This is a genomic window from Terrabacter sp. FW104-15G4B (assembly GCF_058790095.1).
In genome coordinates, this window is the sequence record NZ_JBYTCI010000005.1 from 34841 (window position 1) to 45809 (window position 10969).

Annotated in this window: 12 protein-coding genes; 6 read left to right on the forward strand and 6 right to left on the reverse strand. The window is 71.8% G+C overall.

All coding sequences use genetic code 11. From position 1 onward, the window contains the following. The first annotated feature begins 3 nt into the window (after positions 1–3). Positions 4–513, forward strand: a complete 510-nt coding sequence (locus AC3WRT_RS05910) for a GtrA family protein (RefSeq protein WP_492720265.1) — start codon at positions 4–6, stop codon at positions 511–513. A gap of 24 nt (positions 514–537) precedes the next feature. On the opposite strand, the gene AC3WRT_RS05915 is transcribed toward AC3WRT_RS05910, so the two are convergent. Together AC3WRT_RS05915 and AC3WRT_RS05920 are read right to left on the reverse strand one after the other, a co-directional pair. Next, positions 538–1638 (reverse strand): MBL fold metallo-hydrolase, encoded by a 1101-nt coding sequence (locus tag AC3WRT_RS05915; protein ID WP_492720267.1) that lies wholly within the window; start codon positions 1636–1638, stop codon positions 538–540. A 148-nt stretch (positions 1639–1786) separates the two neighbouring features. After that, positions 1787–3103 (reverse strand): MBL fold metallo-hydrolase, encoded by a 1317-nt coding sequence (locus AC3WRT_RS05920; protein WP_492720269.1) that lies wholly within the window; start codon positions 3101–3103, stop codon positions 1787–1789. Positions 3104–3212: 109 nt separating this feature from the next. On the opposite strand from AC3WRT_RS05920, the gene AC3WRT_RS05925 reads away from it, so the two are divergent. The 5 genes from AC3WRT_RS05925 (at position 3213) to AC3WRT_RS05945 (ending at position 6167) form a co-directional block, all read left to right on the forward strand. After that, positions 3213–3779: a toxin-antitoxin system HicB family antitoxin gene (locus AC3WRT_RS05925; RefSeq protein WP_492720271.1), complete on the forward strand. Its 567-nt coding sequence runs from the start codon at positions 3213–3215 to the stop codon at positions 3777–3779. Positions 3780–3872: 93 nt separating this feature from the next. After that, positions 3873–4742, forward strand: a complete 870-nt coding sequence (locus tag AC3WRT_RS05930; protein ID WP_492720273.1) for a DUF4097 family beta strand repeat-containing protein — start codon at positions 3873–3875, stop codon at positions 4740–4742. Then, positions 4739–5041, forward strand: a complete 303-nt coding sequence (locus tag AC3WRT_RS05935; protein ID WP_492720275.1) for a hypothetical protein — start codon at positions 4739–4741, stop codon at positions 5039–5041. The genes AC3WRT_RS05930 and AC3WRT_RS05935 overlap by 4 nt, the downstream gene beginning before the upstream one ends. A gap of 107 nt (positions 5042–5148) precedes the next feature. After that, a complete protein-coding gene (locus AC3WRT_RS05940; RefSeq protein ID WP_492720277.1) occupies positions 5149–5772 on the forward strand; it encodes an FMN-binding negative transcriptional regulator in 624 nt (207 codons plus the stop codon). Between the two features lie 101 nt (positions 5773–5873). Then, positions 5874–6167: a hypothetical protein gene (locus tag AC3WRT_RS05945; RefSeq protein WP_492720279.1), complete on the forward strand. Its 294-nt coding sequence runs from the start codon at positions 5874–5876 to the stop codon at positions 6165–6167. Between the two features lie 15 nt (positions 6168–6182). On the opposite strand, the gene AC3WRT_RS05950 is transcribed toward AC3WRT_RS05945, so the two are convergent. The 4 genes from AC3WRT_RS05950 to AC3WRT_RS05965 form a co-directional block, all read right to left on the reverse strand. Then, positions 6183–7871, reverse strand: a complete 1689-nt coding sequence (locus AC3WRT_RS05950; RefSeq protein WP_492720281.1) for an NAD(P)/FAD-dependent oxidoreductase — start codon at positions 7869–7871, stop codon at positions 6183–6185. 46 nt (positions 7872–7917) lie between these two features. After that, positions 7918–8778, reverse strand: a complete 861-nt coding sequence (locus AC3WRT_RS05955) for a phosphatase PAP2 family protein (protein WP_492720283.1) — start codon at positions 8776–8778, stop codon at positions 7918–7920. An 82-nt stretch (positions 8779–8860) separates the two neighbouring features. Further along, a complete protein-coding gene (locus AC3WRT_RS05960) occupies positions 8861–9721 on the reverse strand; it encodes a carbohydrate ABC transporter permease (protein WP_492720285.1) in 861 nt (286 codons plus the stop codon). Further along, a complete protein-coding gene (locus AC3WRT_RS05965; RefSeq protein WP_492720287.1) occupies positions 9718–10908 on the reverse strand; it encodes a carbohydrate ABC transporter permease in 1191 nt (396 codons plus the stop codon). The genes AC3WRT_RS05960 and AC3WRT_RS05965 overlap by 4 nt, the downstream gene beginning before the upstream one ends. Positions 10909–10969 lie beyond the last annotated feature (61 nt).

Consider the following 10969-nt stretch of genomic DNA (forward strand, 5'->3'; position numbering starts at 1 on the left):
ACCATGTCGACCTTCACGTCGCTGCCGCGTCAGCTCCTCTCGCAGCAGGTCCTCCGGTTCGCCGGCGTGGGTGCGCTGTCCACCGTCCTGCACCTCGGCCTCTTCGCGGCCCTGGTGCGGGGCGGGGCGCCCTCGCAGGTCGCCAACGGTGTCGCCCTCGTCGTGGCGACCCTCTTCAACACCGGCCTCAACCGGGTGTGGACCTTCGGCATCTCGGGCCGTCGCCGGCTCGTCACCCACCACGGCCAGGCCCTGGTCATCTTCGCCATCACCTACACCGCCACGACGCTTGCCCTCGCGCTGCTCGGTGCGGTCGCGCCCTCGGCGAGCCCGCTCGTGCAGACCGTCGTCGTGGCCGTGGCCAACGTGCTCTCGACGGCCGTCCGGTTCGTGGCGATGCAGCGGTGGATCTTCCGCAGGCCCGCCGACGCGGTCGTGGGCGGACCGACGGACCGCCACGACACGGCATACGCCAGCGAGCCGGTGCTCGAAGTCCCGGCGAGCGATCGGTGAGGGCGGTCCGCCGGCCGGGCTGACCTACTGGTCGCGATCCTCGGGCGCGGCGCACGCCTCCCACCACGGGTCCTGGTGCGCGGCAACGACCTCATCGACGTCCTTGTCGCTCAGCTGGACTCGCGTGCCGACACGCGGTGCGACCAACCGCACCCCGTGCTCCGCGGCGGCGCGCCGCGCCCACCGGATCGGCTCGCTCCACCAGTGCGTGGCGAGGTTGAAGGTGGCCCAATGGATCGGCAGCATCACCGAGTCGGTCCGGCCGCGGTTGAGCGCCAGGTGCGCCTTGACGGCCTCCTCGGGGTTGAGGTGGATGTCGGGCCAGTGCACGCTGTAGGCGCCGATCGGGATGATCGTCAGGTCGAAGGGCCCGAGGTCGGCGCCGATGTCGGTGTAGCGGTGGGTCGGCCCGGAGTCACCGCCGAAGAAGACCGCGTGCCGCGGACCCCGCAGCGACCACGCCGCCCACAGCGTCTGGTTGCGCACGAAGCCCCGCCCCGAGAAGTGGCGGGCCTCGGTGCACGTGATGTGGATGCCGGCGACCCGCGTCTCCTCACGCCAGTCGAGGCTCGTGATGCGCCCGGTGGGAACGCCCCAGGCCCGCAGGTGCTCGTCGACGCCGAGGGGCACGACGTAGTGCGGCCGGTGGGTGCGCTCGAGCTCGCGGATCGAGGGCTCGTCGAGGTGGTCGTAGTGGTCGTGGCTGATCACCACGGCGTCGAGCCGCGGGAGCTCGGCGATGCGGCCGGGCACCGGGTGCAGCCGCTTGGGCCCTGCGACGACGGACGGCGAGGCCCGCTTGCCGAAGACGGGGTCGAGCAGGAAGCGCCGGCCGTCGAGCTCCACGACGCTCGTCGCGTGGCCGTACCACGTGACCGCGAGGTCGGCCGCCTCGTGCGGGTGCCGCGGGGTCACGAGCGGCACGGCGCCGCGGGGGCGGCCGCGCCCGAACTCCCGGAGCATGGTCATGGCCATGCTGCCGGGGCCCTCGGCCTCGGACGTCGCGACGACGTGGGTCGGCTCGTGGGAGCGGAACTCGCCGTCGCGGTAGTTCGGTGACGCCGTGGCGCGCCGACGCTGTATCGCGGTCGGCGCACCCATCCGGCGGAGGATCGGGAGCTGCACGGGCTTCTCCTGCCTGTGGTGCCTCACGGGGTGGCGGCCGCGCGGGTGCGGGCTGCCGTCATTCTCGTCCAGCGACGCGCGGGCCTGCTGAGTTCCCAAGGTTGTATGCCGGGTGGCGCGCCTTCGTGGACCCCCTGGCCCGGCGGGGTCAGTCACAGTCCTCGGGCGCCGCGCACTGCTGCCACCACGGCTCTGCGTGCCGGGCGGCGACGGCGTGTGCGTCGCGGGAGTCGAGGTCGACGCGCTCACCGACTCGGGGGAAGGCGACCGGCACCTGTGCCTGGGCCGCTGCCCGGCGAAGCCGGCGGACCGGCTCCGACCACCAGTGCATCGACAGGTTGAAGGTGGCCCAGTGGACGGGGACGAGGAGTGAGGTGCGCGCTGCCGTCTCGACGGTGCGGTCGGTCTCCGTGCGCTCGCCCTCCTCGTGGACGCCGCCGGGGGTGTCGATGCGCTGGTCGCCCTCGATGAAGTCGTCGGCGACTCCCGCGGCGTCGGCGGTGAGGGCGCGGGCCTCGTCGCCGATGCGGTTGACGTCCCGGTGCGCGGCGACGGCCTGCTCCGGATCCATGTGGATGTCGGGCCAGAACGGGTCGTAGGCGCCGACCGGCATGAGGGTGAGGTCGAACGGCCCGAGGTCGGCCCCGATGGCGGCGAATCGCTTCGAGGTGCCGGAGTCGCCGGGGAAGTAGGCGCTGTGGCGGGGGCCGTGCAGGGCCCAGCCGGCCCAGAGTGTCTGGCTGTCGACGAGGCCGCGGCCGGAGTTGTGCCGGGCCTCGGTGCAGGTCAGCCGGATGCCGGCCACCTCGGTCTCGCCGCGCCAGTCGAGGGCGGTGATGCGCGAGGCAGGCACGCCCCAGGTCAGCAGGTGCGCGTTGACGCCGAGGGGCACGACGTAGTGCGGCCGGTGGGTCTCCTCGAGCCGCACGATCGAAGGCTGGTCGAGGTGGTCGTAGTGGTCATGGCTGATGAGGACGGCGTCGATGTTCGGTATGTCGGCGATGGACCCGGGCGTCGGATGAGTGCGCCTCGGGCCGACGTGCCGGACCGGGGAGACGCGTTCGCTGAAGACGGGGTCGAGCAGGAAGCGGGCGCCGTCGATCTCGAGGAGGCTGGTCGCGTGGCCGTACCACGTGACGGCGAGCTGGCCCGGCTGCTCGGGGGGCTGCGCGGGGACGATGGGCACGGCGGCCACCGGCTTGCCCCGACCGTGGACCCGGACGGCGGCGATGAAGGCGCTGGTCTGGGCGCGGATGCGCGGTCGCAGGGAGGGCTCCTCGCCGTGGAAGCGGCGGTCGGTGAAGTTCGGGGAGTCCCGCACGTGGGGCAGGATCGCGGCCGGCGAGGCTCCCATGCGGTTCATCACCCGCACGAACTGCCGCGAGCGGGAGCGCGAGGAGACCTTCTCGATGACGGAGGACAGGAACCGCACGAACGGGAGGTCTGACGTGCCGAGGCTGCGCATGCGGCGGCCTTTCGCGAGGGAGGGAAAGGGGCCGCCTGAACGTACCCGACCGAAACCCGATGTCATCATGGTGTTGACATGACACCACTACGGTGTCATCGTGATGCGCATGGACATCACCGAGTACGTCGACGCACTGCGTCGGGATCTCGCCCAGGCGGCCAGGGCGATGGGTCCGGAGACCGAGCAGGCCGCTGAGCGGATCGGCTTCGCGCTCGACTCCTCCGCCCGTCTGGCTCTGATGGACGCTCTCTCCCACGCTGCGGCCGAGATCACCAACGAGCTCGAAGGCATCTCCGTCGAGGTGCGACTGCAGGGCCGCGAGCCCGTCTTCGTCGTCGTGGGGGCCGGCCCGTCGGCCGTCGCCGACGACACCCAGGCCGTCGACGTCGGTGACACCACAATGGTGTCGACCGACGAGGAGGGCGCGGAGACGGCCCGCATCACCCTCCGCCTGCCCGAGGCCCTCAAGGTGCGTGCCGAGGAGCTGGCGACGGGCCGCGGCCAGTCGCTCAACACCTGGATCGTCGGGGCGGTCCGGGCTGCCACCCAGACGGGGCACGGGCCTGCACCGATGCCCGGCTTCCCGCCGATGCCGCCCGGCCCGCAGTTCGGGCCCGGCGCCCCCGGCCGCAACCGATCCTCCAACAAGCGGGTGCAGGGCTGGGTCCGCTGACCCGCCTCGCCGCCACCGGACGACGCACCACCTGCACGACCACCCCCGCACGACCACCTCTGCACGACCCATCCTGAGACAAGGGGACATCCCATGGGCACCACCCTCGAGACCCGCTTCGACACCACGGGTCCCATCAACCTCAAGGTCGAGCTGCTCGTCGGCGACGTGACGCTGACGACCGGTGACGGCCCGTCGACCACCGTCCGGCTGCACCCGCACGGCAAGAACGGCGCCGAGCTCGCGGAGAAGTACACCGTCGAGGCGCGCGGCAACGACGTCTCCGTCATCTCGCCCAAGCTGCGCGACGGCTTCTTCGGCCTCGGCACCAAGGGGTCGGTCGACGTCGAGGTGGAGCTGCCGACGCGGAGCGCCGTCGACGTCCGGACCGGGTCTGGCGACGTGGCCGCTTCCGGCCTGCTCGGTGACGTCCGCGCCGCCACCGGCTCGGGCGACCTCAGCTTCCACGAGGTCGGCGCGGCCGGCCTCAAGTCCGGCTCGGGGGACATCACAGTCCAGTCCGCGCGCGGGGACGCCGAGGCCAAGACCGGCTCGGGCGACATCACGATCGGCACGGCCGGCGGCCGTGTCGACCTGGTCTCGGGCAGCGGCGACATCGCCCTGCGCCGCTCCGACGCGACCGTCAAGGCCCGCACCGGCTCGGGTGACCTCCAGGTCGGCGCCTCGACGGGCGAGCTCGAGCTCGTCACCGGCACGGGCGACGTCAGGCTCGACGGAGTGCACGGTGGCGCCGTCCGGGCCAAGACCGGCACGGGCGACGTCACCATCGCCGTGGCGCAGGGAGTCGCGGCGTACCTCGACCTCAACACCGTCACCGGCGACGTCGACATCGACCTGGAGGAGACCGCGGGACCCGGCGACGCCGAGGCCCAGGCCCGGCTCGTCGTGCACTCCGGCAGCGGCGACATCCGCGTCAAGCGGGCACAGGTGAGCCTCGCATGAGCGCCTGGACCGTCAGCCTCACGCCGCAGGAGGCGATCGCCCGCGACGTCATCGCGGTCCGCACGGCCGCCCGGCACCACGCACCCCAGCCGGCCGACCGCCCCCGCCGGCACGTGCGCGCAGCGCACCTGCTGCGCAGTCTCGCCGAGCGCCTCGACCCGTCAGCCGAGCGTCCAGCCCGCGCCGGACGCAACGCGGCCACCGGGCGGGCCGACCTCCACGCGGTGCCCGCCGCGCACGCCGAAAGCCCCCGACCCTGGGCGGCAGCACCTCGCCGAGCGCCCCACCGGCACAGCTGAGTCCGGCACAGCGCCGTTCCCCACCTCGCGTCCCCTGGCACCTCCGCAGGAGCCCGCCGACGACCATCGGCGGGCTCCCTGCGTGCTCCGCGTGCGACCATCGGGACATGTACGTGCCCAGAGCCAACGCCATGGCGGACCCGGACGTCGCGGCCTTCCTCGCCGGACACCCGGCCGCGCATCTGCTCACGGTCGGCCCGGACGGTCGCCCCGACGCGACGCTGCTGCCGGTGGTCGTCGAGGGCGATCGCGTCATCGGCCACCTCGCGCGCGCCAACGAGCACTGGACGCGTATCGCGCCCGGCTCGCCCGCGCTCGTCGTCGTCAGCGGCGCCGACGCGTACATCTCGCCCTCCTGGTATGCCAGCAAGGCCGAGCACGGGCGAGTGGTGCCGACGTGGAACTACAGCGAGGTGCACCTGCGTGGCGCGGTCACGGTCCACGACGACCCGGACTGGGTCCTCGACGTCGTCACGCGTCTCACCGAGCGTCACGAGGACGGCCGCGACCATCCCTGGGCGGTGACCGATGCCCCGACCAAGTACGTCCGTGGCCAGCTGCGTGCCATCGTCGGCATCGAGGTGGCTGTCGACTCGGTCGAGGGCAAGGCCAAGCTGAGCCAGAACCGGTCGGACGCCGACCGTGCAGGTGCCATCGAGGGGCTCCGCGCCGAGGGCGCCGACGGCGCGCGTGTGCTCGCCGAGGAGATGGACCGGGTCCTGCGCCGCTGATCTCGGTGGCGGAAGCGCTGTCGTCGCAACGCTTCCCCGTCCACGCCCAACGCATCCCTGCGCCACAGAGCCTCCACAGTCAGCGACGCGACGGTGAAGCCATGGACACGACACATCGCTTCGGCACCGCCCCCTCGACCCTCCGTTCCGCGCTGCGTCGTGGCCTCGGCGCCGCCGGCGCAGCGGTCGCCGTCGCGTTCGTCGGCACCGCGGCCCTAGGGGCCGGGCAGGCCCAGGCCGCCGGCATCAGCGGAGGGCTGACCCCCGTGAGCGCGACGCCCGCCGCGGGTCCGCACCAGCACCGCCACCACGCCTCGCACCCGGCCAACCTGCCGGCTGCCACGACGACGGCATACCGCTACTCGTTTCGTGACGGGCAGCTCATCCGCCTCTGAGCCCGGGCCGTGGGCTCAGCGGGTGCGGTCGAGCCAGGCGTGCACGAACGGCACGGCCGACGCGCCCTCACCGCTGGCCGCCGCGACCCGCTTCATCGAGCCCGCCCGGATGTCGCCGACCGCGAAGACCCCGGCAACGGTCGTCTCGAGGCTCTCCGGCGGCAGGCCGTCCCGCCAGCGGGCCTGGGGGACGTCGCGCCCGGTCAGGACGAAGCCGCGGGCGTCGCGGGCCACCTCGTCGGGCAGCCAGTCGCAGTGCGGCGCCGCGCCGATGAGCAGGAACAGGCCCCGACAGTCGCGGCGCTCCTGCTCGCCGGTCCTGGTGTCGCACAGCGTGACCCAGCCGAGCCGTCCGTCGTCACCGGCGCCACCTCCGACCACCTCGGAGCAGCCCTGCACCGTGATGCGCGGGTTGTACTCGATCTCGCCGACGAGGTAGCTCGACATCGTCTCCACGAGCGTTTCACGCCGGACGAGGATCGTCACCGACCTGGCGAAGCGGGTTAGGTGGATCGCGGCCTGGCCCGCGGAGTTGCCGCCGCCCACGACGATGACGTCGGAGCCCTCCATCTCGCGAGCTGCCGTCATCGCGCTGCCGTAGTGGACGCCGAGCCCGACGAGCTGCTCGATGCCGGGCGCGCCCAGACGGCGGTACTCCACGCCTGCCGACACGACGACGGCGCGGGCCTGGACGTCTCCGCCGTCGGTGCGCACGACGTGCGGGGCCTGTACGCCCTGGTCGTCGACCGATCCCGGCGTCAGCGTGGTGACCGGCCAGCCGGTGAAGAACTGCGTCCCGAAACGGATCGCCTGGTTGCGCGCCCGTTGGGAGAGGCGCATGCCGGAGATCCCGCGCGGGAAGCCCAGGTAGTTGCGGATCATCGAGGACGTCCCGGCCTGGCCGCCGATCGCCTCCGCCTCGACCACGACCGTCGAGAGCCCCTCGGAGGAGGCGTAGACCGCGGCCGCGAGCCCGGCCGGCCCGGCGCCGACGATGGCGACGTCGACGACCCGGGCGACGTCGACGTCGACGGGCCGGCCGAAGATGCGGATGGCGACGTCGCGGACGCTGTGGGCCGGCGAGACCCGCTGGTTGAGGTCCATGACGAGGGGATACTCGGGCTCCACCACGCCCTCCTCCACGGCGATCGCGAGGGCGTGCCGGCCCTTGTCGCTGTCGGGGGCGTAGACGCGGTTGGGCATGCCCATCCGGTCGAGGTAGTCCCGGATGCCCAACGTCAGGGCGTCCTCGACCGGCGAGATGATGGCCACCGCCACCACCTCCGGCTCGGCCACGGTCGAGCCCCAGTCGGAGAGCAGCTCGCAGATGGCCGTGTGGAACTCCTCATCCCGGACCCCACGCGGGGCGAGCAGGTAGGCGTCGTACTTGCCGGTGGCCATGCCGCTGCGCAGCTGCTCAGCGTCGTCGCGGAACGTGGAGACGTGCGCGGCGATGACCCGCCGCGCCGTCGGCACGGTGGCGCGCCACCAGTGGAACGCCTCCAGCACCGCCGCGTCGGGCAGGCGTGACTCGGAGACGAACATCGCCACCTGGCCCCCGTCGGCGGTGACGCGCTTGGCCGCCTCCTTCGCCTCGTGCGCGGAGGTGGCGGCCACCAGGTCGTAGTCGCGCGCGTAGCGCCCGAACTCGTCGAGCAGCGGCTCGCAGCGGGTCTGGGACACGAGGATGATCGCCGGCTTCACCCTTCCGATCCTAGGAGGCGTGACCCCTCGGTCGTATGCCGTCGCCTCAGTCCCCGGCGGCCGCCGCGGCCGCGCCCGTGGCCGTCACCTCCGGTCGCTCGCGCAGGGTGAGCCAGAGGCGGTGCGCGGTGATGACGGCCAGGGCCCACGCCAGCCCGATGAGCCAGCCGGCCAGGACGTCGGTGAGCCAGTGGTGTCCGAGGAACACGCGGGACAGGCCCATCGTGAGGGCGAAGAGCGTGCCGAGGGTGAGGGCGAGGGTCCGCTGCCAGGCGGCGGTCGTCTCGATGAGCACGAGGTAGACGACGATCGTCGTCAGCACGGTGGCGTTGAGGGTGTGGCCGCTGGGGAACGACGGCGAGATCTCCAGTGGCGGCACGGCCAGCGAGGCCGGCGGTCGGGCCCGGTCGACGAGGTTCTTGCCCACGATGGTCATGGCCAGCGAGCCTGCGGCCGCGATGAGGGTGAGCACGATCGGGGTCCAGCGGCGGCGGCGCCACGTGATGACGGCGACGACGACGAGGGCGAGGATCGGCATGCCGACGGGGCCGCCGATGTCGGTGAAGGTCGTGACGGCGGAGTCGAGGCCGGGGGAGCGCAGCGAGATGGCGGTGTCCAGCACCGGCTGGTCGACCGTGGTCAGGCCGTCACGCCCGACGACGCCCTCGTAGACGGTCTCGATCCCCTCGACGAGGGCGACCATGACGACCAGGGCGATGGCGGCGAAGACGACGAACGCCAGGTGAGCCGTCGACCAGGAGGCGACGCGTCGGGCGGCCGGACGGGACATGCGGGCGAGCGCGCCGAAGACGCTCACGAGCCAGCGTCCGAGGCCGGTGTGCCAGGTGGTGAGGTCGCGCTCGCCGATCGTGTCGTCCGGGGTCTGCGGGCGAGTGAGCTCTGGCATGCCACCTCCATACCCTCGCCATCTCGTCGGCGAGTGGCGGGTCCGCGAAGGACCCGCCACCGGCCGTCTGTCCGCGGGCGCCTCAGCCCTTGACGCCGCCCTCGTTGGCGCCCCGGATGAAGTATCGCTGGAGGGCGAAGAAGATCAGGGCCACCGGGATCGTCGTCAGCAGGGCGGTGCCGAGCTTGAGCGGGTACTGCGTGCCGGCGCCCAGCTGCCCGCTCGTCAGGCTGGCCAGGCCGGTGACGAGCGTCTGGTGCTCCGGCGTCCCCTTCGTGACGACGAGGAAGTGCGAGAACTCGTTCCACGACCCCTGGAAGGACAGGATCGTCAGGGTGATCAGGGCCGGTTTGGCCATCGGCAGCACGACCGACCAGAAGGTGCGGAAGATGCTCGCGCCGTCCATCCGCGCCGCCTCCTCGACCGACACCGGCACGGAGTCGAAGAACTGCTTCATGATGAAGACCCCGGCCGCATCGACGATGAGCGGCAGGATCATTGCGGTGTAGGTGTCGTAGATCCCGAGGTAGTTGACCATGAGGAACTTGGGGATCAGCAGGGCCACACCCGGCACGGCCATCACGGCGAGGAGCGCCGTGAAGACCGCCTTACGGCCCCGGAACTGCAGCCGCGAGAGCGCGTAGCCGGCCAGCGAGTCGAGGAAGACTCGCGCGGCCGTGACCACGAGCGTGATGACCACGGAGTTCTGCAGCCACGTCGTGATCGGGACGGACGAGTCACCGCTCTGTCCGAAGATGCGCTGCCACGTCTGCGTCGTGAAGGGGTTCGGCAGCAGGGACAGGGGGTTGTTGGCGGCGTCCGGGTCGGTCTTGAACGACGTCGAGATCTGGATGAGGAAGGGGTAGATGAACAGCACCGCGAAGGCGAGCAGCGCCGTGTAGAGAAGGATCGTCTTGACCGGGTTGGACTTGCGGGCGTTCACTTGCGACCTCCGACTCTGAAGAGGGGCTTGCGCTCGTCCTTGTCGGTCAGCACGTGTCGCTGGACGCGGGTCAGGACGATGATGATGAGGAAGACGACGAAGGCCATCGCCGCGCCCGAGCCGTAGCGGAAGTTGCCGAAGCTCTGCTGGTAGGAGAGGAAGGCGGGGCTCAGCGTCGTCCCGGCGGGAGCGCCCTTGCCCATGACGTAGATCTGGTCGAAGACCTGCCACGTGCCGATCAGGCCGAGGGTGATGACGAGGAAGAGCGCCGGCTTGATCATCGGCAGGGTGACGTGGCGCAGCTTCTGCCACCCGGAGGTGCCGTCGAGCGCCGCCGCCTCGTCGATCTCGACCGGCAGGTCCTGCAGGGCGGCGATGAACATCAGCATGAAGGTCCCGGACGTCGTCCAGATGACGAGGAAGATGATGACGAACATCGCCACCGAGGGCCCGGAGAGCCAGTCCCAGAGGCTGCGGCCGAGGATCTCGGCCTGCGCCCAGCCCGGGTTGTCGACCCCGACCGCGTTGAAGGCGAGGTGGAGCAGCCCGCGGCTGTCGCTGAACCACTGTGGGCCGTCGATGCCGAAGAAGCCGAGGAAGGCGTTGACCGCACCGGTGTTGGAGAAGAGGAAGAGGAAGACCGTCGCGATGGCGATGGAGCTCGTGACGGAGGGGAAGTAGAACGCCGTCCGGAAGAAGCTGCGGCCCTTGAGCATCGTGTTGTTGACGAGCAGCGCCAGTCCGAGCGCGAGGATGGTCTGCAGGGGCACGACGAGCAGCACGTAGTAGAAGGTGTTGCCGATCGACTGCATGAAGTTGTCGCGCGTCAGCCCGTCACGGGCGAAGAGGTCGGTGTAGTTCTTCAGCCCCACGACGTCGGTGCCCTGCCCGACGGAGAAGGGGTTCGTGTTGCCCTGCCAGTTGGTGAAGCTCACCCAGAGGGCCATCCCGATGGGGATGACGAGGAAGAGCCCGAGGATCACGATCATGGGGGCCACGAACAGCCACCCGGCCGTGCCCTCCCTGCCGCGTATGCCGCCGCGTGGGCGGGAGCGCGTGCGCCGGGACCCGGGCACGCCGGCCTGCCCGGTCGGCACACCGGCGGAGGTGGACGCCACCTGCGTGGCCCGCGCCCCTGCCGGAGTGACCTGGTCCCCGAGCTGACGGTCGTCGTCGATGCGCGACATGGAGCCCTCCTGTGGGGTCGATGAGGGTGGGGGTGGGGGGGGGGGGGGGGGGGGGGGGGGG

Excerpts from the sequence above, each read along its gene's own strand:
- AC3WRT_RS05930 (WP_492720273.1), top strand. The coding sequence starts at position 3,873 with ATGGGCACCACCCTCGAGACCCGCTTCGACACCACGGGTCCCATCAAC.
- AC3WRT_RS05920 (WP_492720269.1), bottom strand. The coding sequence starts at position 3,103 with ATGCGCAGCCTCGGCACGTCAGACCTCCCGTTCGTGCGGTTCCTGTCC.
- AC3WRT_RS05940 (WP_492720277.1), top strand. The coding sequence starts at position 5,149 with ATGTACGTGCCCAGAGCCAACGCCATGGCGGACCCGGACGTCGCGGCC.
- AC3WRT_RS05955 (WP_492720283.1), bottom strand. The coding sequence starts at position 8,778 with ATGCCAGAGCTCACTCGCCCGCAGACCCCGGACGACACGATCGGCGAG.
- AC3WRT_RS05945 (WP_492720279.1), top strand. The coding sequence starts at position 5,874 with ATGGACACGACACATCGCTTCGGCACCGCCCCCTCGACCCTCCGTTCC.
- AC3WRT_RS05935 (WP_492720275.1), top strand. The coding sequence starts at position 4,739 with ATGAGCGCCTGGACCGTCAGCCTCACGCCGCAGGAGGCGATCGCCCGC.
- AC3WRT_RS05910 (WP_492720265.1), top strand. The coding sequence starts at position 4 with ATGTCGACCTTCACGTCGCTGCCGCGTCAGCTCCTCTCGCAGCAGGTC.
- AC3WRT_RS05925 (WP_492720271.1), top strand. The coding sequence starts at position 3,213 with ATGGACATCACCGAGTACGTCGACGCACTGCGTCGGGATCTCGCCCAG.
- AC3WRT_RS05965 (WP_492720287.1), bottom strand. The coding sequence starts at position 10,908 with ATGTCGCGCATCGACGACGACCGTCAGCTCGGGGACCAGGTCACTCCG.